Below are 21,495 nucleotides of genomic sequence, written 5' to 3'. Positions count from 1 at the left end.
TTTCATCCAGACTTCGACATCGCTCCTTAGACCGGAATCCATCGGGACACTGGAACCGAGCCTGGAATTTTAATTTCCAGGCTTCCCTTAAACTTGGTGTCAATGACTTCAAGCAAAGGGGCTGCTTGCATAATACCCAACTGAATAGGCGGAAGCTCCGAGCTGGCAATCATTAAAGACTTCAGCTCACTTAACGGACCTTTAACAGCCTTGGCGGCGGACAAGTCTTTCTCATGCAGTAAATCTGGAGATGCAAAGAACTCGGCCGTGTCGAGTCCCAAGGCGGGCAGTAGACCGGGGTCTTCCAAATCAAATTCTGCATAATGTGTCATTGAAGCCAGAAACCTCCGCTCAGAAACCTTTCCGTCAATGGCTAACAAAAAGAACGTAAATGCGGTATTGCCCAGACGGTTCCAGTCGTCTTCGTTTGTATTGCTTCCTTGAGTTCTATTAAGCGTTTTGACGCCTGTATTAACCAGCTCAAAGTTCGGATTGATGGTGTTATAAGGCGGCGGTCCATCGACTGATTTTGTGTAGTGTCGGAGGGCGAACTTCTTGTTTGATACTTTATCGATTTGTTTTTGACTGGCCTTCTTTTCGGAAAAACTCAGTGAGTCGTTTGTTACATCTTTCATGAGGGTGAAGGGCAACACTCTATCTGTTGCCGAATAACCGCTCTTGTAGTTGTCGAGGATCTCTTGAGCGCTAGCAGATTTCCCGGAGTCTGAAGAGGGTGGAGTCGACTGTTTGGTAGCGCAAGCACCGGTGTGATTAGTCCTGCACTCAGGGCAGATCTTAGGTACTTGAAAAGGCTTCGGTTTTGCCATTACCGGTGGCGGCGCCGGTTTCACCGAGCCGGTTGGCGGAATGAAGGGGGATGTGAGTGTAGAGTTTGCCCCTTGGCCGAGTATTGCGCCTTCTTTTGATTTTTGATTGCCCGGCGGATTGTTGGGATTCGCCGGGCGCAAAACACTAGGCATTGGACTGGAGGGCTTTGTCACAGTAGGCATACATTAGATCACTCTAGACTTTAGTGGTGGTGGGTCACGTCAGATCTTGTGGTTTTGGTTGTAGCAGAGAAGCCCTGCTTAACGTAATCCCTTTGCGTGGATGTGTGAATGCTTCACCAAATAGAGCGGTGAGAATGTAGGACTAAGCCCCTGCTTTTGTAGGAAATTTCCTACCGAAAGGGGCGTGGAGCGAAAGCGTGTCGAAATGTGTTTGTTAGGAAAGAGCGCTGGGAAATTTCCTACATTAAATACAAATCAACCTATCTAAAGTCGCCATTACGGCCTCGGGTAGTTCATCTGGGGGCACTCGACACGCTCAGCAGGAAACGCAATGAACAAGATATTCAAGTTGGTTTGGAGTGCGACACTTAGTACCTGGGTTGTTGCTTCCGAACTTGCAACTTCCAAAACCAAGTCTTCAACGTTGGACAGCGGCGTCAAGAAGATGAGTTCCGCAACTAAGCTCGCCACGGCGGCACTGTTGTTTGGCGCCGGTTCCATCAACGTTGCTTCTGCTGCGCCAGGTAATACCTGCCTGGTTAACGGGACGTGGGTGACTGCCCCCTCGGCGCCAGGGGATAAGGCGCTCGCATGCGGTGAGGGAGCCAGCGCAGCGCAGGCCAATGACCTGGCGATTGGCACTACTGCGAAAGCTGATGGCGCTGTCGATGCTGATGGGCACGTGGGCGGCGCGATTGCCATTGGTACGAACTCAAAGGCGCAATTGTTCAACGCCATCGCGCTCGGTACTGGCGCGGCGGCCTATGGATCGCAGACCATGGCGCTGGGTCAAGGCGCGGTGTCGGGGGTGAGTGGCAACACCAGTATTGTTAAGTCTCTGGCGCTGGGTTTCGGGGCTCAGGCCACTGAAGGCTACACAGTGGGCATTGGTTCAGGTACCAAAGCCACCGGCTACAGCTCAGTCAGTATCGGTAATGCTCCGATTGCTTCGGGTGCGAACGGCATTGCGGTAGGTACCTGGACCATCGCATCGGGCATTAACAGCACGGGTATCGGTAACTTGGCGGTGGCCAGCGGTTCGAGTGCCACGGCGTTAGGCGACAGAGCTAAAGCTTCTGCGCTTAGCGCCATTGCGTTGGGCACGTCTGCTCATGCCGAGGGCAGTTCCAGCATCGCCATCGGCGCCGATAACGTGGTGACCGGCAGTGGCTCCGGTTCCATCGGTACCGGACTTACTACCAATTTCAAAGGAGTATCCGGCAACAACAGCTACGCCCTGGGTAACGGTAACACTGTCGCGAATAACAACACGTTTGTGGTGGGCAATAACATCACTGCCACACAGGACAACAGTGTGGTGCTGGGCAACAACAGCACCGACAGAGCGGCATTGGGTACGCCTACAGGCATCATCGATGGCACGACCTACAACTACGCGGGCGGCTCGCCGTCAGGTGTGGTGAGCGTGGGTTCCGTCAACGGCGAGCGCCAGATCATCAACGTAGCGGCGGGTCAGGTCAATTCCACCAGCACCGACGCCATCAACGGCAGCCAGCTGAACGCGACCAATCAGGCTCTCTCGGCTATCGATTCCAATGCGGTCAAGTACGACGACAGCACCCACAACACCATCACCCTGGGGGGCGATACCTACGACAACAGCACCCACGTCGGTGGCACCAAAATCACCAACGTGGCCAATGGTGTCGCGGACAGCGATGCGGTGAACATGTCGCAGCTCAACCAGACCAACACGCAGGTGGCGACCAACACCACCAACATCAACAACCTGTCGAATGACGCGTTGCAGTGGGATTCCAGCCTGGGTGCTTTCAGTGCGAGCCATGGCGGTACCACCGTCAACAAGATTACCAACGTGGGGGCTGGTGAACTGAGCGCCAACTCCAAGGATGCGGTCAACGGTTCGCAGCTTTTTGCCTTGGGCCAGCAGGTTACCGGTATCGATAATCGGGTGACCAATATCGAAGGCAATATCAACAGCATCACCAACGGTGGGGGCATCAAGTATTTCCATGCCAACTCGGCGGGCGCTGACTCCGTGGCCAGTGGGGCCGAGTCGGTTGCCATCGGACCGAATGCCGTAGCGTCGGGCGCGGGCTCGGTGGCTTCGGGTAACGGTGCAAATGCTTCGGGCGGTAATGCGGTTGCGGTGGGTAACGGAGCCAAGGCGTCTGCCGATGGCAGCGTTGCATTGGGCAGCGGGTCCAGCGATGGCGGTCGTGGTGCGCAAACCTATACCGGCAAGTACTCTGGCGCCGATAACTCGACATCAGGAACCGTTTCTGTTGGCAACGCGGCAACGGGCGAAACCCGCACCGTCAGCAATGTCGCGGACGGTAAGGACGCCACCGATGCGGTGAACCTGCGGCAACTGGATGGCGCTGTGGCCGAGTCGAAGAAGTACACCGACGACTCGCTCAGCACGATCAACAACTCCGTCGTGAATCAGGACAAGCGGATTACCAGCGTCGACAACCGTGTGACCCAGGCAGTGACGAATGTCACTAATCTGCAGAACGGCACCGATGGCATGTTCCAGGTCAACAACACCAGCAACCTGCCAAAACCGTCAGCGACGGGCGAGGACTCGATGGCAGGCGGTGCGGGTGCCAAGGCCTCTGGCAAGAACAGCTCGGCCGTCGGCACCAGCGCCATCGCCGCGGGTAACAACTCGACGGCAACGGGCAACGGCGCCAACGCAAAGGCGGATAACTCGGTAGCGTTGGGTGCCAACTCGGTTGCCGATCGTGCCAACAGTGTGTCGGTAGGCGCAGCAGGCAGCGAGCGCCAGATCACCAACGTGGCGGCCGGTACGGCGCCGACAGACGCGGTCAACCTGAGCCAGTTGAACAAGGGTGTGACGGACGCGACCAACAATGCCAATGCCTACACCAACTCGGTCTACAGCGCGTTGAACAAAGACATCAAGCAGTTGGATGACGACTTGAGTGCCGGTGTCGCCGGTGCAATGGCCATGGCGGCGCTGCCTCAGCCGTACGCCGCGGGTGCAAGCATGACTTCCGGTTCCATGGGCACCTATCGCGGTGAATCGGCGATGGCCTTGGGCGTGTCGCGGATCTCTGATAACGGCCGCTGGGTCACCAAGCTGCAAGCCACAACCAATACCCAGCGCGAATTTGGCGCATCGGTCGGTGTGGGTTATCAGTGGTAAGCCTTTCACGTTGATCCAGAGCCCGGCGTGAGCCGGGCTTTTTCTCCCTTTTTTATCCTGTCGAGAATTTTATGCAAAAGCTCAATAAATTAATGGTGCGTCTGCTGCTGGGCGGCTACGTGGCCGCGACGCTGGCAGCTTGTGGTACCAACCCAAGTCATGTCGATGCGAATGGCAAGTCCAGCGACCTGGCGTTCCCTGCGCTCAAGGATGCCAGCCGTACCGAAGGCAGTTATGTGAACGTGGAGAATTTGCGCAAGGTCGTGCCTGGCCTGACCAAGCCGCAACTTTATGAACTGATTGGTTTGCCGCACTTCTCCGAAGCCATGTTCAACGTCCGCGAGTGGGACTACATCTTCAAGTTCCCACAGCCCGGTACCCACGAGCCGCGGGTCTGCCAGTACAAGGTGATGTTCGACGACAATAAAGTCGCGCAGTCGTATGCGTTCTTGCCACAGACCTGTGCTCATGTGCTCATGTGCTCGACAGCAACTTGTAGTAGTGAGCTACCCAAACGCTGAAACGCTGATGCAAAAAAGAAGGCCCCTGTGGGGCCTTCGTCGTTTCAAGCATTGGAAGTGTCTACAAACCCGCGGGGCAATTCAGTCAGCCCAAAGGCACAGGCGTCAGCCACGACAACAAATCGGCGCCGCTCATGGGGCGGGCATAGAAATAGCCTTGTCCTCTCGAGCAACCCAGCTCAAGCAGTTTGTCCCGTTGCTCCAGCGTTTCGATCCCCTCAACAACCACTGACATGCCCAACGAGTCACCCAGTGCGAGGATGCTGCTGATCACCGTCTGGCAGCGTTGTTCCTGCAAGGACCGCACGAACTCGGTGTCCAGTTTGATTTCATTGAACGGCAGCTGACATAAACGCTGGATCGAAGAAAACCCCGCGCCAAAGTCATCGATGGACAATTGGCAACCCATCATGCGCAGGCGTACCAGTGTTTCGAGGCTGGCCGCTGTTGCTTCCAGCAACCCGCTCTCGGTCAACTCAAACGTCAGGCCAGTGCCTGGGAGGTCGAAGTGATCCAGCATCGATTTGATCCGCTGCGTGAGTTGACCACCGGCCAACTGAGACGTTTGCAGGTTGAATGCAAAATTAAGGTCGATGTTCTTTTCGCTCAATTGCTTTTGCAGCGCCAAGGCCTGGTTCATCTGATCGAACATAAGCTCGTCCATCAGCCCGTCATGCTCAAGTGTCGGGATGAAGAACGCCGGTGACAAAATTCCCAGGATGGGGTGTAGCCACCGGGCGAGCACCTCGACGCCATAGATCTCGCCTGTGTGCAGATTGATTTTTGGTTGGTAATACGCCTTGATCTGCTGGTCATGCAAGGCATGGGCGACTTCCTGGCTGCCCGGCAGCTCAAGGTCCAGATCCGGGGCACGACTCGAGGGTTTGAACGTGCTTGCGGAGTACTTCGCCAGTAGCGGCGTCAATGCTTCCGGACGCAAGGGTTTGCCGGCATCGCCCAATAACTGCATGCCCAGTAAAGAAACGATTTTCTGTACCGAGCACCGCAGATCCGAAGACATCGAGCTGCAGATGATGATCGCGCCCACCAAATTGGAGTGGCTCGCCTGCTGCAGGAACTCCAGGCCATCCATACCATTCATGCGCAGATCGCACAGCGTGAAATCCACGGCGCCAACCTGCTGTAACAACGCCAGCGCCTGCTCTCCGTCTTCGGCTTCGAAGATCTCGGTGCACCCCAAATGTTGCAGCACCTTCACTGCAAACGCTCGCTGAAATGGATGGTCCTCTAGAACCAGTGCACGGAGCGGAAAGCTATTCATCGCAAATGATCTTCTATCCAAAATATCGTAAAAGAACCATTGGCTTTTAATAGCCCAGTGGCCTGAAAAAGTTGAATAGTGCCGCACTAACGCCCCATGGTTTGTAGGCATGAAGCCACTGAAATGTAGGAAAAATCCCAGTGATAGCCGGCTTCGAATTCGCGTGACCTAAGCGGCGTGTCATAACGGCCCACAATCAGGTAATCAAACGCCATGGTTCGCTGAACTCCACAAATAAGAGATCACGACACAAAACCCTGTGGGAGCCGAGCTTGCTCTGGGAGTTAATCTAGGGTGCGAGGAAGAGGCGGGATTGATGGATTGCGACCAGTTGTCGAAGGAAATCATCAAGCGGCTGCGATGCCCGGCGTTGCACCGGGCATCACGTTGATATTTAAACGCGTTCGAAAATCGCTGCGATCCCTTGGCCGCCGCCGATGCACATGGTCACCAGCGCATAACGGCCGTTGGTGCGGTGCAGTTCGTGGATGGCTTTGGTGGCGATGATCGCGCCGGTTGCGCCGACCGGGTGACCCAGGGAAATACCCGAGCCGTTCGGGTTGACCTTGGCCGGGTCGAGGTCCAGTTCCTGGCTGACGGCGCAGGCCTGGGCGGCGAAGGCGATGTTGGCTTCGATCACGTCCATGTCGGCGACGGTCAGGCCGGCACGCTTGAGCGCCAGGCGGGTGGCCGGCACCGGGCCGAGGCCCATCAGTTCCGGTTCAACACCAGCGTGGGCGTAGCTGACCAGACGAGCCAGCGGGCGCAGGTTGTTGCTCTGCACGGCGGCGCCGGTGGCCATGACCAGCGCAGCGGCGCCGTCGTTCAGGCCGGAAGCGTTGCCGGCCGTCACCGAGCCGTCTTTCTTGAACGCTGGCTTCATGCCCGCCAGTTGTTCCAGCGTGGTAGCGCGAGGGTGCTCGTCGACGCTGAACAGCTTGGTCTCTTTGCGATCACGGATTTCCACGCCAACGATTTGCTCGCTGAAGTAGCCATTGGCGATGGCGAAGGCCGCGCGCTTCTGGTCTTCCAGCGCCAGGGCGTCTTGCATTTCACGGGTGATGCCGTTGCGTTCGGCGACGTTCTCGGCGGTGATGCCCATGTGAATGCCATGGAACGGGTCATGCAGGATGCCCAGCATGTAGTCGATGGCCTGAATGTTGCCCATGCGCGCACCCCAACGGGCGGCCGGCATGATGTAAGGGCCGCGGCTCATGGATTCGGCACCGGCACCGACGACGATGTCGGCATCGCCCAGCATCAGGGTTTGCGCGGCATTGATGATCGCTTGCAGGCCGGAACCGCACAGGCGGTTGACGTTGTAGGCCGGGGTTTCTTTCGGGATGCCGGCGTTCATCGCGGCAACGCGGGAGATGTAGGCGTCGCGGGTTTCGGTCGGGATCACGCTGCCCATCACCAGATGGCCAACTTGCGCCGGGTCTACGCCGGAACGTTGCAGGGCGGCCTTGACGGCTGTGGTCGCGAGGTCGGCCAGCGGAACGTCTTTGAGCGAACCGCCAAAGGTGCCGATGGCGGTACGTGCGGCGCTGACAACAAAAATATCCGGGGTGTTCATTACGGCTTTCCTCTTGGTGAATGCTTTTCTGTACTGCGATTGAGTAGGGCGGTCAACGCTGTTTGCGCTTCAGGTGTCTTGAGGCGCTCGATGAACAACAGGTTTTCCTGACGAATAGTGGCTTGCAGCTCCGGCAATGACGCCTGTTTGAGCAGTTGCCGGGTTTGGCGCAGTGAGTCCTGCGGCAAGGCGAGCAGGCGTCGGGCCAGGTTTTGCGCGGCGTCCAGGCATTGTTGGCCGTCGTCGAACAGCTCGTTGGCCAGGCCGCAGGCGACTGCCGCCGCGCCGTCGAGGCTGTCGCCCCACAGCAGCAGACGGGCGGCGCGGGCGTGGCCGATCAGGCGCGGCAACAACAGGCTGGCGCCGAACTCCGGGCACAGGCCCAGGTTGACGAACGGCACGCGCAGCTTGGCGTTTCGCGTCACCAACACCTGGTCGCAATGCAGCAGCAAGGTGGTGCCAATGCCGATGGCTGCCCCGCTGACGGCGGCGATCAACGGTGTTTGCAGGTGAATGACGACGTTCATCAGGCGAAACGCCGGGCTGTCCAAATGAGTCGGCGGGTGCTCGAGAAAATCCGCCAGATCGTTGCCACTGGTGAAGCAGGTGGTGCCACCGGTGATCACGATCACGCCGACGTCTGGGTCTTCGTCCGCCGCCAGCAACTGGTCGGCCAACTGCGTGTACAGGCTGTTGTTCAACGCGTTGAGCTTGTTGGGGCGGTCGAGCGTGAGCGTCAAAACGCCTTCGTTTCGTTGTTGTTTGATCAGCTCAGTCATGGAATGCCCCGCCTGTTTTGTCCGGCAGCCACTCTAAGCGCCCGACGGGCGCGGGAGCTATGACAAAACGAGTCAACGAAACTGCTGCTTTTTGCCATGTTTTCGCCGCAGAGTTGGTCGGCAAAACGGCTCACACACCCATTCGGGGTATGGCGCCGTTGGCCCGATCGCTCAATAGTGGGATCAACCGGTCGTCCAGAACCGACTTCGCTTGATAAGGTGAATTTGCTATGCGCAAGGCCCTCATGGTGATTTCCAGTCTGTTGCTAGTTCCGCTGACACTCAATGTGCACGCCGCCACTGACGTGAACGAAAACAATACGCTGCGGTTGTATAACTGGGCGGACTACATCGGCGAAAAGACCATCGCCGACTTTGAGAAAGCCTCCGGGATCAAGGTGATCTACGACACCTTTGATGCCTACGAAACCGTCCAGGCGAAGTTGCTGACCGGGCATTCCGGTTACGATCTGGTGGTGTTGAACGCCTCCCTTGCGCCGCCCTTGATCAAGGCCAAAGTGTTCCAGCCGCTGGACAAGAAGTTGCTGCCGGGCTGGACCAACCTTGACCCGAAAGTCTTGCAAGACTTGCAGGGATTTGATGCCGGCACCGTGTATTCCGCGCCGTACACCTGGGGCAGCAACGGCATCACCTACAACGTCGACAAGATCAAGGAACGCATGCCGGACGCGCCGATTGGTTCGCTGGCGATGATCTTCGATCCGAAAATCGTCTCGCGCTTCGCCGACTGCGGCGTCACCTTGGTTGATGCACCTACCGAAGTGATTCCGCTGGCCTTGAAGTACCTGGGGCGAGACCCGCGAAGTGCTTCGCCGGAAGACTTGAAAGCCGCGCAGGACTTATTGCTGTCCGTGCGGCCGTACATCAAGAAGTTCGACTCGGTGAACTACCTGACCAGCCTGCCCAACGGCGACGTGTGCATGGCCATGACCTGGTCCGGCGACTACGCCACCGCCATGGCCCGCGCCGAAGAAGCCAAGTTGAAGATCAAACTGGCCTACTTCATTCCCAAGGAAGGTTCGCTGATCTGGTTCGACAACATGTACATCCCGGCCGATGCGCCACACGTGGCCAATGCGCACAAGTTCCTTGAGTACTTGATGCAGCCACAAGTGATGGCGGACGTCACCGACTACATCCACTACGCCAACAGCAACGCGGCCGCCACGCCGTTGCTCAATGCCGATGTGCGCAGCAATCCGGCGATCTACCCCGATGAAGAAACCCGCCAGCGCCTGTTTCCGCAAAAAACACAGGACGCGAAAGAGATGCGCGCCATCACCCGCGTCTGGAGCACGGTGAAGAGCGGGATCTGAACACTAAACCTGTGGGAGCGAGCCTGCTCGCGAAAGCGGTGTATCAGGCAACAACGATGTCGAATGACACTCCGTCTTCGCGAGCAGGCTCGCTCCCACAGGAGTTGTGTAGTGATCTTTCATTTCGTTTACCCCTTCGGTTTGAGGTTTTTGTATGGCTACTCCAACGTTGAAAGCACTGCCGGCCGTTGATGACGCCCAGTTGATCAAGGCTGACAAAGCCCACTACATGCACGGCTACCATGTGTTCGACGAGCACGCCGAACAGGGCGCACTGAACATTGTGGCCGGTGACGGAGCCTATATTTACGACGCTCACGGCAACCGTTTTCTCGATGCGGTCGGCGGCATGTGGTGCACCAACATCGGCTTGGGCCGCGAGGAAATGGCCCTGGCGATTGCCGATCAGGTGCGGCAACTGGCGTATTCGAACCCGTTTTCCGACATGTCCAACAACGTCGCCATCCAGTTGTGCGAAAAACTCGCCAGCCTGGCGCCGGGCGATCTCGATCATGTGTTCCTGACCACTGGTGGCTCCACCGCCGTGGACACCGCGTACCGGCTGATTCAGTACTACCAGAACTGCCGTGGCAAACCGGAGAAGAAGCACGTCATCGCAAGGTTTAACGCGTACCACGGCTCGACCACTCTGACGATGTCGATCGGCAACAAGGCCGCCGACCGCGTGCCGGAATTCGATTACGCCAATGACAAAATCCATCACGTGTCCAACCCCAACCCGTACCGGGCGCCGGATGGCATGGACGAGGCGCAGTTCCTCGAGTTTCTGATCCAAGAGTTCGAAGACAAGATCCTCGCCATCGGCGCGGACAAGGTCGCGGGCTTCTTTGCCGAGCCGATCATGGGCTCGGGCGGGGTGATCATTCCGCCCAAGGGCTACTTGAAGCGCATGTGGGAAGTCTGCCAGCGCTACGACATTTTGTTTGTCGCCGATGAAGTCGTGACCTCGTTCGGGCGTCTGGGTAAATTCTTCGCCTCTTATGATCTGTTCGATGTGCAGCCGGACATCATCACCACCGCCAAAGGCCTGACTTCAGCGTATCTGCCGTTGGGTGCGTGCATCTTTTCCGACCGTATCTGGAAAGTCATCGCCGAGCCCGGCAAGGGCCGCTGCTTTACCCACGGCTTCACCTACAGCGGCCACCCGGTTTGCTGCACGGCGGCGTTGAAAAACATCGAGATCATCGAACGGGAAAACCTGCTGCAGCATGTCGAGGTGGTCGGCACCTATCTCGAAGAACGGCTGGCAACCCTCAGCGACTTGCCGCTGGTGGGCGATGTGCGCTGCCAGAAGTTCATGGCCTGCGTGGAGTTCGTGGCCGACAAACGCACCAAGGCGTTGTTCGGCGATGAGGTCAACATTGGCGAGATGATTCACTCCCGAGCCCAGGCGCGAGGGTTGCTGGTGCGGCCGATCATGCACCTCAACGTGATGTCGCCGCCGCTGATCCTGACCTGCGCCCAGGTCGATGAAATCGTCGAGATCCTGCGGGTGTGCATTCTTGAAGTGGCGGCCGAGCTTGAGAAAAGCGGCCAGTACGTCGGGCAATGAGTTCGATCAATCGGCGGTTACCCGGCGTCGGTTCTCCCGCTAGACTGCGGGGCATGAGCAAACCCAACGACGATACGCTGATAGCATTGCCCTTCGGGGCCTTGCACAAATGGCACGCCGACATGCGCGAGGCATTCGCCAATGTCGACGCGCCTGATGCGCTGCATTACCTGGCGTCGGCGTTCGGGCATCTGGTGTCCATCGAATCGGTGATGATCAGCCTCGAACACAAGGACCGCGCGCCGCAGTTGCTGTACCAGCGCGGTATCCCGGAGCAGTATCGGGACTCGATCATCGACCGCTATTTTTTCGGTGGCTACTTGCTCGACCCGTTTTGCCTGGCGGTGGAGCAGGGCCTGGCCGAAGGATTTTATCACCTGGAGGAAATCGCTCCTGACAACTTCTTCGACAGCGAGTACTACAAGACTTATTACTTGAAGACCGGGTGTTCGGAGGACAGTTTTTACCTGATCGATACGGGGCATGACAGTCAGGTGTCGGTCAGCCTGTTTCAGGGGTTTGGCGGGGAAAGCCTGCGGGCGGAACAACTGAATCTGTTGCGCGCGGTTGAGCCTTTGGTTCGGGAATTCATCAGCGAGTTTGGCCGTCGTGGGCTGGTGCAAAGCGCAGTCACTGAAAGTGACGACCTGAAGCAACGCGTGCAATCCGCCTTCGAAAACTTTGGCTGCGACTTGCTGACCGAGCGCGAGCGGGAAGTGGCGCACATGGTGCTCAGGGGGCATTCCGTGAAGTCCACGGCCAGCCAGATGAGCATCTCGCCGGAGACGGTGCGCATGCACCGCAAGAATCTGTATCTGAAACTGGAAGTCGGGTCGCAGTCGGAGTTGTTTGCGCTGTTTATCGAGTGGTTGCGCCAGCACTAACCCAAATCTACAACCCACCGCCCCCCCTGTGGGAGCGTGCCTGCTCGCGAAAGCGGTGTGTCAGGCAACATTTAAGTCGACTGACACTCCCTCTTCGCGAGCAGGCTCGCTCCCACAGTGGTGGTGGGGTGACCACAAGAATTGTGGTCAGTCCTCGCGTTTAACGACCAGGGTCAAAATGTCGTAACTGGCGACCAACTCACCCAGTTGGTTCGTGACTTCCACATCCCACGCCACCACCCCTTGCGGGATGCCTTGCGGGCTCTTCTTGCCCTGATCGATCTTGCGCTTGCAGGTCAACCGCGCCTGAATCGTGTCGCCAATTCCCACCGGATTGATAAAGCGCAACGTATCCAGGCCATAGTTGGCCAACACCGGCCCCGGCGCCGGGGAGACAAACAACCCGGCCGCGGCCGACAGCACGAAGTAACCGTGGGCAATACGCTTGCCGAACTGCGATTCCTTGGCGGCGATGTCGTCGAAGTGCATGTAGAAGTGGTCGCCGGACAGGCAACCGAAGTTCACCAGATCAGCCTCGGTCACAGTGCGACGGTGGGTCAGCAACGACTCGCCAATCTGCAAATCCTGGAAGAAGCGGCGGAACGGATGCACTTCAGTTTCGATGACCTTGGCGCCGCGCACGTATTCACCGGTAACGGCCGCCAACATGGTTGGCGAACCTTGTACGGCTGCGCGTTGCAGGTAATGTTTCACCGCACGCAGACCGCCGAGTTCTTCACCACCCCCGGCACGACCCGGGCCGCCGTGCTTGAGTTGCGGCAATGGTGAACCGTGACCGGTGGATTCGGCGGCGGACTCGCGATCCAGCACCAGCAAACGACCGTGCCAGGCCGCTGCCACCGGGATCGCTTTGGCGGCGATCTGTGGATCCTTGGTGATCAAACTCGCCACCAGGCTGCCTTTGCCGCGAGCGGCCAGCGCCAGGGCTTCGTCCAGATCGTCGTAGGCCATCAAAGTGCTGACCGGGCCGAACGCTTCGATATCGTGCGCACCACCTTCGGCGTGCGGGTCGCGGGCTTGCAGCAGGGTCGGGGCGAAGAACGCGCCCTGGCTGACGTTCTCGCCGCGCGGTTCGAAACCGTCACGGGCGCCGAACAGCAGGTCGCTGCTCTGCAACAGGCTTTCCAGGCGTTCGGCGACGTCCTTTTGCTGATCGTGGGAAGCCAGCGCGCCCATGCGTACGCCTTCCACCGACGGGTCGCCGACCACGACTTTCTTCAGGCGATCGCGCAAGCGCGTCGCGACCGCGTCGATGTGTTTGGCCGGCACGATGGCGCGGCGGATGGCGGTGCATTTCTGCCCGGCCTTGGTGGTCATCTCGCGGGCGACTTCCTTGATGAACAGCTCGAACTCTTCGTCGTCCGGGGTCACGTCCGGGGCGAGGATCGCGCAGTTCAGCGAGTCGGCTTCGGCGTTGAACGGTACCGAGTTGCGGATCAGGTTCGGGTTGACGCGCAGCTTGGCGGCGGTGTCGGCGGAACCGGTGAAGGTCACCACGTCCTGGCCTTGCAGGCGGTCGAGCAGGTCACCGGTGCCGCCGATGATCAACTGCAAGCTGCCCGCTGGCAGTAAGCCGGATTCGTCCATCAGGCGCACCACGGCTTCGGTCAGGTAGCTGGTGGCGCTGGCCGGTTTGACGATGCACGGCATGCCGGCGAGAAAGCTCGGTGCAAACTTTTCCAACATGCCCCAGATCGGGAAGTTGAAGGCGTTGATGTGCACGGCCAGGCCGCCACGTGGCACCAGAATATGGGTGCCGGCGAAAGTGCCGAGTTTGCTCAGCTGCATCGCCGGGCCTTCGTGGACGATGTTGCCCGACGGCAATTCCCGCGAACCGAGGCTGGCGTAGGTGAAGAGGGTGCTGTTGCCGCCTTCGATGTCGATCCAGCTGTCGGCACGGGTCGCGCCGCTGTGGTGGGAGATCGCGTAGAGCTGTTCCTTGCGCTCGCTCAGGTACAAGGCCAGGGCCTTGAGGCGTTGGGCGCGTTGCTGGAAGTCCAGCGCCATCAAGCCACTGATGCCTTGGCGACGACCGTGTTCGACGGCTTCGGCGAAGTCCGGACGTTCTTCGTGAGTGCGGGCGATTTCATGGCCGTCGATGGCGCTGCGCAGCACCTGGGCACCGTGTTGACCGATCCAGCGACCGGCGATGAAACTTTGCAGGGTAGGGGCTTGGGACATGGCATTGACTCTCAAAAGTGTTGAAAACGCCGCACATCCACTGTGGGAGCGAGCTTGCTCGCGATGAGTGTATGACAGTCGATATTTATGCTGACTGACCCAACGCTATCGCGAGCAAGCTCGCTCCCACAGGGTTTGCGGTGTTCTTGTAAATGGGGTGTTCAGAGCTGATCGAAATCCAGCACCACTTTGTCGCTGATCGGGAACGCCTGGCACGACAGCACATAACCGGCGGCCACTTCGTAGTCTTCCAGGGCGTGGTTGCTGTCCATTTCCACTTCGCCTTCGATGACCTTGCACTTGCAGGTCGAGCACACGCCGGCCTTGCACGAGTAGGGCAGTTCGGCGCCTTGGGCGTTGCCGGCATCGAGGATGCTCTGGCTGTTGCGCGGCAAGTCGAACGCCAGGGCGCGGCCGTCGCTGATCACGGTGATCTGGCTGACCGCCGCATCCACTTGCCGGGCCGCCTCGCGGGCTTCGCGTTTTTGCTGGCTGCCGGCGGCGGCAAACAGTTCGAAATGAATGCGCTCCGGCGCCATGCCCTTGGCCTTGAGGCTGTCGCGCACGGTCTCGGTCATTTCCTGCGGGCCGCAGATGAAGGCTGCATCGAGGGCTTTGACGTCGAGCCAGCGGCTGAACAGTTGCTCGCATTTCTCGGCGTTGATCCGGCCGTTGTACAGGTCGACGTCCTGCTGTTCGCGGCTGAACACGAAGATCAGGTTCAGGCGCTGCAAATAACGGTTTTTCAGGTCTTCTAGCTGTTCGCGAAACAGCGCGCCGGAGCTCGAACGGTTGCCATACAACAACGTGACGCGGCTGTGCGGTTCGGTTTCCAGGGTGGTCTTGATGATCGACAGGATCGGCGTGATGCCGCTGCCAGCCGCGACCGCCAGGTAGTGGCCGTGGCGCGCCGGATCAAGTTCGACACAGAAATGCCCGGCGGGCGGCATGACGTCCAGGCTATGCCCGGCTTTCAATTGCTCGTTGGCGAACGCGGAAAAACGTCCACCGGCCACCCGCTTGACCGCGATGCGCAGTTCGCCGTCGTTGACCCCGGTGCAGATCGAGTACGAGCGACGGACTTCTTCGCCATCCAGCTGAGTGCGCATCACCAGGTGCTGGCCCTGGGTGAAATGAAAACTGTCTTGCAGGTGCTGCGGAATCTCGAAGGCGATGGACACCGCGTCACGGGTCTCGGTGCGTACGTCCTTGATGGTCAGGCTGTGAAATTTACTCATTATTGTTCTCCAGCTGGGACGGCCGATTGCCGCTCAGATGCACTTGAAATAGTCGAACGGCTCGCGGCAATCGACGCAGCGGTACAACGCCTTGCATGCCGTGGAACCAAACTCGCTGAGCACTTCGGTGTGCGCGCTGCCGCACTGCGGGCAGACAATCACCGGGCTTTCGCCGAGCAGGCTGCGCTTGCTGGTGCTGCCCTCCGGCGGGGCGATGCCGTAGGCGCGCAGGCGTTCGCGGCCGCTGGCGCTGATCCAGTCGGTGGTCCACGCCGGGGTCAATTTGCGTTCCAGTTGCGGTGCCTTGAACCCGGCGAGTTCCAGGGCGTCGCGGATATCGCTTTCGATCACTTCGGTAGCGGGGCAGCCGGAGTAGGTCGGCGTGACCACCACGTGCAAGTGCCCGGCCTGCCAGTCCAGGTCGCGGACGATGCCGAGGTCGACCACGCTGACCACCGGCACTTCCGGGTCCATGACCTGCGCCAGGGTCGCCCACGCGGCGGCCAGGTCGGTCGGTTGTGCCGGCCGGGCGCCGAGGTCGCTGGCGATCAACTCACCAGGTCGCATCGGGGTACGCTCGTGGCAGGAACTGCATTTCCGCCAGCAGAATGCCGAGGTGTTCGGTGTGCAGGCCCTTGCGCGCATTCAGGTAGAAATAGTTGGCCGCGTCCGGTACGGGCAGGGTGGCGCTGGCGAAAATCTCACTGACCTTGGCTTGCCAGACAGTGGCGACTTGCGCGGTGTCCGGGGTAATGCCGGCGTCGCACAGGCGTTGCTCGCTGTCGTCGGCGCTGGTCAGTTCGACGGTGAAGCGCCAGACCTCAGGAATCGCGGCCAGCATGCGGCGATGGCTTTCTTCCGTGCCGTCACCGAGGCGCTCGACCCACTCGCCGGAGCGGCGCAGGTGATAGGTGACTTCCTTGACGGCTTTGGCGGCGATCCCGGCGATGCGTTCGTCGCTGGACTGGCTCAAGCCGCTGAGCACTGGCAGGTGCCAGGCGTCATACAAGAACTGCTTGAGGATGGTCACCGCGTAATCGCCGTTCGGTTGTTCCACCAGCAACAGGTTGCGGTAGGCGCGCTCGTCACGACGGAACGCCAGGTCATCGGCGCTGCGGCCATCGTTCAGCAGTTCGGCGGCGTATTCCAGCCAGTTGCGCGCCTGACCCACGAGGTCGAGGCCGACGTTCATCAGTGCCAGTTCTTCTTCCAGCGCCGGGGCCTTGCCGCACCATTGGCACAGGCGCTGGCCCTGGATCAGGGCGCTGTCGCCGAGACGCAGCAGGTATTCGATCAGATCAGTCTGGTTGTTCATGGTCGACCTCACATGTGCCCGACTTCGGCCGGCAGCTCGTAGAAGCTGGCGTGGCGGTAGACCTTGTCGTCCGACGGATCGAACAGCGGGTCTTTTTCATCCGGCGACGAGGCGGTGATCAGCGCCGATGGCACGACCCACAGGCTCACGCCTTCACTGCGCCGGGTGTACAACTCGCGCGCATTCTCGATGGCCATGGTGGTGTCGGCGGCATGCACGCTGCCGACGTGCTTGTGGTTGAGGCCGTGCTTGCTGCGCACGAAGACTTCAAAAAGGGTCCATTCAGACATTTCAATGACTCCACATCAGGTGGCCGATCAGGCGGCGTTCTTGTTCTGTTTTTTGCGGGCGTGGGCGACGGCGGCTTCGCGAACCCAGGCGCCGTCTTCGATCGCCTTGCGGCGGGTGGCGACGCGTTCCTGGTTGCACGGGCCGTTGCCCTTGAGCACTTCGTAGAATTCGCTCCACTGGATCTCGCCGAAGTCGTAGTGGCCGGTGTCGGCGTTCCACTTCAGGTCCGGGTCAGGGCAGGTGCAGCCCAGCAGTTCCAGCTGCGGGATGGTCTGGTCGATGAAGCGCTGGCGCAGTTCGTCGTTGCTCTGGCGCTTGATTTTCCAGGCCATGGATTGCGCGCTGTTTGGCGAGTGTTCGTCGCTTGGGCCAAACATCATCAGCGACGGCCACCACAGGCGGTTGATCGCGTCCTGGACCATGTCTTTTTGCGCCTGATTACCGTGGCGCATCATGGTCAGGAGGATTTCGTAGCCTTGGCGCTGGTGGAAACTTTCTTCCTTGCAGATGCGCACCATGGCCCGGGAGTAGGGGCCGTACGAGGTGCGCTGCAATACCACCTGGTTGACGATGGCGGCACCGTCGACCAGCCAGCCCACTGCGCCCATGTCGGCCCAGTTCAGCGTCGGGTAATTGAAGATGCTCGAGTATTTGGCTTTGCCGCTGTGCAGCTTGGCGATTTCTTCATCGCGGTCGGCGCCGAGGGTTTCCATGGCGCTGTAGAGGTAGAGGCCGTGGCCGGCTTCGTCCTGGATCTTGGCCATCAATTGCAGTTTGCGTTTGAGCGATGGGGCGCGGGTGACCCAGTTGCCTTCGGGCAGCATGCCGACGATTTCGGAGTGGGCGTGTTGGGAGATCTGCCGGATCAGGGTCTGGCGATAGGCATCTGGCATCCAGTTCTTGGCTTCGATCTTGATTTCTGAATCGATTTTTTCCTGGAAGGCGCGTTCCTGGTCGGACATTTCCGACAGGTCTTTGATGCGCTTTACGCCGGTTTCTACGAGCTGTGCGTACATTTTGGGTCTCCCGCCGTGAATCTGTTTGATGGCATGGAGAACTTTATAAGCGATACAGAAATTAATATCAAACGGAAAATGGTGTGTCGTATGTGTTTTTGTATCGCTTTGGGATGGGTGGTTGTTTTTGGTCGGGGGCATATCCGTTTTTTGGGTGATGGCTTCTATTGGTTCCGCTCTTACAGCGGGTCACTTTGGAAAAGCCCCAAAGTAACCAAAGGGCTTTTGCCCCTTTCGTTCGGTGCCTCGCTGTGGCTCGGCATGCCCTCGCTCCGGTCCTGCTCCGTGGGCCCGCCGCCATCGGCCATCCATGGCCGGGGGCGGCTAACCCGGCATCCTTGCCGGGTTGCCCACTGCGCAGAACCTGCTCTCGGCCTCTCGAGGGGGCGGTGCGTCAAGATCAAAAGCTGCAGCGAGCTAACGCTCGGCCTTGAGTGGTGAGGAGCGAAAGCCTTGCGCCGATTTTTTGTGGGAGCGAGCTTGCTCGCGATGCTTTTGATCGTTTCCATACTCCGCGACACCGGTGCCTTCGATTTCTGGACAGCCTGATGGCTACTTAGTAGCATCCGCCGCATACGGATTTTCTCCTGCGCGTCGACTGACGCGGGTCTATCAAGGAATCGAAATGCACACGTTCACCCATGGCGATAAATCGGTTGTTTTCACTGTCTTGAGCGGTGAAGTGGTGGGCAGCGAAAAGCTCAGCGAAACCCGCGTGACGTCCACTGGCGGCGTCCATGTGAACGGCAAGGACAGTGAAGTGACGCCGGTGCGCGTCAGTTCGGTGTCGATCATTAATCATGAGTTCTGGGTCAAAACCCCGGACGGCGTCGAGCACGATGTGAAGCTGCGCGGCGTGGATATTCCGTTGCGCACCGGCCAGGACATCTCGTTGATCAGTGCCTTGAAAAAGGACGGTTCGCCGCTGCACACCATTCTGCAGAACCACACGGCGGCCAAGCGTTGGGTGCTGCGTGACGCCAACGCGCTGCATACGGAGCTGGAGCTGGCGCCCTTCAACTGGAAGACCGTGATGATCGTGTCCGGGTTGTGCGTTGCCGGCCTCGCTACAGGCGGGCTGGGCATCCTGGCGGGGGCGGGGTATTTTTGCTACGCGTGGTACCAGGGCTCCCAGCGCAAGAAACTGCTGGTCAGCGATTTGAATGCCTACATCGACAAACTGGAAGCTGCAGTCGGTAATCGCGGCCGTGCGCCAAGTCCTGCTCAAGTAGTGCAACCTGCCCAGGTAGAACTCTTTGTCGAAGCAGACATCGTGATTGAAGAAGAAAGCCCGGTTCAGGAAGAGAAAGCGGTCGAGGCCAGCGTTGATGCTCCGGCACAAAGCCAACCGCTGAACAGCGACAGCGTACGTCGGGCGTTGTCGCGCAAGCTCTGAAGACGGAACGCGGAGCGTCCCCGGCGGCATTCCCACGCAGAGCAGTGGAACGATCAAAAGCATCGCGAGCAGGCTCACTCCTACAAAAGATAGGCGTACGGCTTTTGCTCCCCACCACTCAACAGGCCGAGCGTTAGCTCGCCTGCAGCTTTTGATCTTGAGGCACCGCCCCCTCGAGAGGCCGAGTGGAGGTTCTGCGCAGTGGGCAACCCGGCATGGATGCCGGGTTAGCCGCCCCCGGCCATGGATGGCCGATGGCGGCGGGCCCACGGAGCAGGACCGGAGCGAGGGCATGCCGAGCCTAGGCGAGGCACCGAACGAAAGGGGCATGAGCCCTTTGGTTACTTTGGGGCTTTTCCAAAGTGACTCGCTGTAAGAGCGAAACCAATAGAAGCCCTGACCGCAGAAACGGATATGTACAGCTGATAGAAAATGGTCGCCTGCCAGAAAGCTTTCGCGAGCAGGCTCGCTCCCACAGGGGGAAGTTGTGGTCCGGCCAAAAAAAGCCCCGCAAAAGCGGGGCCATAAAGGGTGCAGCAGTCATGCTTTAGGGCGCTTATCCATCACGTGACAAGCCTTACCCTCAGAACGCTTGATCGAATGCATCGGCTGCAAAACGATCCGCGAACTGATCCCGATATACGTCTTGATATGCCGGCTCAACTCGCCACAAACAGCCTTCTGCTGCTCATCGCTCAAATGCTGATGCTCAGCCTTGAGCTCCACATGCACATCAACACTGTCCAGATTCCCATTGCGATACAGATGAATCTCATAAGACTCTGAAAGCTGTTTGATCTTCAGCACCTGCTCCTCGATCTGCGTCGGAAACACGTTAACCCCGCGAATAATCAACATGTCATCACTGCGCCCGGTGATCTTGTCGATCCGTCGCATCGGCCGCGCCGTCCCCGGCAGCAGACGCGTCAAATCGCGGGTGCGATAGCGAATCATCGGCAACGCCTCTTTACTCAGCGAGGTAAACACCAGCTCACCCATCTGCCCGTCCGGCAGCACTTCGCCGGTGACCGGGTCAATGATTTCGGGGTAGAAATGGTCTTCCCAAATCGTCGGCCCATCCTTGGTTTCGGCGCATTCCATGGCGACACCCGGCCCCATGATTTCCGACAGGCCATAAATATCCAGCGCAGTAATGCCCAAACGGTTCTCGATGGCACTGCGCAGTTCGCCAGTCCACGGCTCGGCACCGAAGATGCCCAAACGCAGGGCCAGCTTGTGCGGGTCGATGCCCTGGCGCTCGATCTCATCGGCAATGTTGAGCATGTAGGACGGCGTGACCATGATGATGTCCGGCTGGAAATCCTTGATCAGCTGCACCTGTTTCTCGGTCTGGCCGCCGGACATCGGAATCACCGTGCAGCCCAGGCGCTCGGCGCCGTAGTGCGCGCCGAGGCCGCCGGTGAACAGGCCGTAGCCATAGGAAATATGCACCTTGTCGCCGCGACGACCACCCGCCGCACGGATCGAACGGGCGACCACGTTGGCCCAGGTGTCGATGTCGTTCTGGGTGTAGCCGACGACAGTCGGTTTGCCGGTCGTGCCGCTGGAGGCGTGCAGGCGCACCACCTCGTTCATCGGAACCGCAAACATGCCGTAGGGATAGTTATCGCGCAGGTCGGTCTTGGTGGTGAACGGAAACTTCGCCAGGTCTTCCAGGGATTTGATGTCGTCCGGGTGCACGCCCAGCGCATCGAAGCGCTGACGGTACAGCGGCACATTGTTGTAGGCGTGGTTCAGGCTCCAGCGCAGGCGATCCAGCTGGTGTTGACGCAGTTCGTCGATGCTGGCGGTTTCCAGCGGGTCCAGCACAGGATCAAGCACGGCTTTGGCAATTGGCATGTTCATGAATTCACTCGAATTGTTTTTGTGTTTCAGCCCGGCTGCCGCTGGGCTTTGAGTG

17 protein-coding genes are annotated in these 21,495 nt (G+C 59.2%); 6 read left to right on the top strand and 11 right to left on the bottom strand.

Features of this window, described 5'->3' with window-relative positions:
* Positions 1-26: 26 nt before the first annotated feature.
* Positions 27-1,010: a hypothetical protein gene (locus tag ACWKV5_RS25170; RefSeq protein ID WP_483843455.1), complete on the bottom strand. Its 984-nt coding sequence runs from the start codon at positions 1,008-1,010 to the stop codon at positions 27-29.
* Between the two features lie 331 nt (positions 1,011-1,341).
* Here ACWKV5_RS25170 and ACWKV5_RS25165 point away from each other — a divergent pair, with 331 nt between their 5' ends.
* Positions 1,342-4,164 carry a YadA-like family protein gene (locus ACWKV5_RS25165; RefSeq protein ID WP_483843454.1) on the top strand — a complete coding sequence of 941 codons (2,823 nt, stop codon included), beginning with the start codon at positions 1,342-1,344 and terminating at the stop codon, positions 4,162-4,164.
* A 71-nt stretch (positions 4,165-4,235) separates the two neighbouring features.
* Positions 4,236-4,685 carry an outer membrane protein assembly factor BamE gene (locus tag ACWKV5_RS25160; protein WP_483843453.1) on the top strand — a complete coding sequence of 150 codons (450 nt, stop codon included), beginning with the start codon at positions 4,236-4,238 and terminating at the stop codon, positions 4,683-4,685.
* Positions 4,686-4,770: 85 nt separating this feature from the next.
* On the opposite strand, the gene ACWKV5_RS25155 is transcribed toward ACWKV5_RS25160, so the two are convergent.
* The 3 genes from ACWKV5_RS25155 to ACWKV5_RS25145 form a co-directional block, all read right to left on the bottom strand.
* Positions 4,771-5,967, bottom strand: coding sequence for an EAL domain-containing response regulator (locus tag ACWKV5_RS25155; RefSeq protein WP_483843452.1), 1,197 nt, complete (start codon positions 5,965-5,967; stop codon positions 4,771-4,773).
* A 394-nt stretch (positions 5,968-6,361) separates the two neighbouring features.
* A complete protein-coding gene (locus ACWKV5_RS25150; protein ID WP_046032657.1) occupies positions 6,362-7,543 on the bottom strand; it encodes an acetyl-CoA C-acyltransferase family protein in 1,182 nt (393 codons plus the stop codon).
* Positions 7,543-8,322 (bottom strand): enoyl-CoA hydratase, encoded by a 780-nt coding sequence (locus tag ACWKV5_RS25145; protein WP_483843451.1) that lies wholly within the window; start codon positions 8,320-8,322, stop codon positions 7,543-7,545. Before ACWKV5_RS25145 ends, ACWKV5_RS25150 begins: the two co-directional genes overlap by 1 nt.
* A gap of 230 nt (positions 8,323-8,552) precedes the next feature.
* Between ACWKV5_RS25145 and ACWKV5_RS25140 the strand changes: the two genes are divergently transcribed.
* The 3 genes from ACWKV5_RS25140 (at position 8,553) to ACWKV5_RS25130 (ending at position 12,116) form a co-directional block, all read left to right on the top strand.
* Positions 8,553-9,659: a polyamine ABC transporter substrate-binding protein gene (locus tag ACWKV5_RS25140; protein WP_123432481.1), complete on the top strand. Its 1,107-nt coding sequence runs from the start codon at positions 8,553-8,555 to the stop codon at positions 9,657-9,659.
* A gap of 154 nt (positions 9,660-9,813) precedes the next feature.
* Entirely contained in the window at positions 9,814-11,232 is a 1,419-nt protein-coding gene (locus tag ACWKV5_RS25135) for an aminotransferase (protein ID WP_483843450.1), read from the top strand.
* Positions 11,229-12,116, top strand: a complete 888-nt coding sequence (locus tag ACWKV5_RS25130; protein ID WP_483843449.1) for a helix-turn-helix transcriptional regulator — start codon at positions 11,229-11,231, stop codon at positions 12,114-12,116. Before ACWKV5_RS25135 ends, ACWKV5_RS25130 begins: the two co-directional genes overlap by 4 nt.
* A 147-nt stretch (positions 12,117-12,263) precedes the next feature.
* Here ACWKV5_RS25130 and paaZ read toward each other — a convergent pair whose 3' ends face one another.
* The 6 genes from paaZ to paaA form a co-directional block, all read right to left on the bottom strand.
* On the bottom strand, positions 12,264-14,318 hold the full coding sequence (gene paaZ, locus ACWKV5_RS25125) for a phenylacetic acid degradation bifunctional protein PaaZ (RefSeq protein WP_483843448.1): 2,055 nt from the start codon (positions 14,316-14,318) through the stop codon (positions 12,264-12,266).
* A 161-nt stretch (positions 14,319-14,479) separates the two neighbouring features.
* Positions 14,480-15,556 carry a 1,2-phenylacetyl-CoA epoxidase subunit PaaE gene (paaE, locus tag ACWKV5_RS25120; protein ID WP_483843447.1) on the bottom strand — a complete coding sequence of 359 codons (1,077 nt, stop codon included), beginning with the start codon at positions 15,554-15,556 and terminating at the stop codon, positions 14,480-14,482.
* Positions 15,557-15,589: 33 nt separating this feature from the next.
* Positions 15,590-16,123, bottom strand: a complete 534-nt coding sequence (gene paaD, locus ACWKV5_RS25115) for a 1,2-phenylacetyl-CoA epoxidase subunit PaaD (RefSeq protein ID WP_483843446.1) — start codon at positions 16,121-16,123, stop codon at positions 15,590-15,592.
* Entirely contained in the window at positions 16,110-16,871 is a 762-nt protein-coding gene (paaC, locus tag ACWKV5_RS25110; protein WP_483843445.1) for a 1,2-phenylacetyl-CoA epoxidase subunit PaaC, read from the bottom strand. The genes paaD and paaC overlap by 14 nt, the downstream gene beginning before the upstream one ends.
* A gap of 8 nt (positions 16,872-16,879) precedes the next feature.
* The gene (paaB, locus tag ACWKV5_RS25105) at positions 16,880-17,161 is read right to left on the bottom strand and encodes a 1,2-phenylacetyl-CoA epoxidase subunit PaaB (RefSeq protein ID WP_007943393.1); all 282 of its coding nucleotides are present in this window, start codon (positions 17,159-17,161) and stop codon (positions 16,880-16,882) included.
* A 27-nt stretch (positions 17,162-17,188) separates the two neighbouring features.
* Entirely contained in the window at positions 17,189-18,178 is a 990-nt protein-coding gene (gene paaA, locus ACWKV5_RS25100) for a 1,2-phenylacetyl-CoA epoxidase subunit PaaA (RefSeq protein ID WP_483843444.1), read from the bottom strand.
* A gap of 625 nt (positions 18,179-18,803) precedes the next feature.
* On the opposite strand from paaA, the gene ACWKV5_RS25095 reads away from it, so the two are divergent.
* Positions 18,804-19,574, top strand: a complete 771-nt coding sequence (locus tag ACWKV5_RS25095) for a hypothetical protein (RefSeq protein WP_483843443.1) — start codon at positions 18,804-18,806, stop codon at positions 19,572-19,574.
* 540 nt (positions 19,575-20,114) lie between these two features.
* Here ACWKV5_RS25095 and paaK read toward each other — a convergent pair.
* On the bottom strand, positions 20,115-21,440 hold the full coding sequence (gene paaK, locus ACWKV5_RS25090; protein ID WP_483843442.1) for a phenylacetate--CoA ligase PaaK: 1,326 nt from the start codon (positions 21,438-21,440) through the stop codon (positions 20,115-20,117).
* Between the last annotated feature and the right edge of the window lie 55 nt (positions 21,441-21,495).

It is taken from the genome of Pseudomonas oplopanacis, assembly GCF_057128725.1.
The sequence above is the reverse complement of the archived record's forward strand: the minus strand, read 5'-3'. Positions and strand labels throughout refer to the sequence as shown.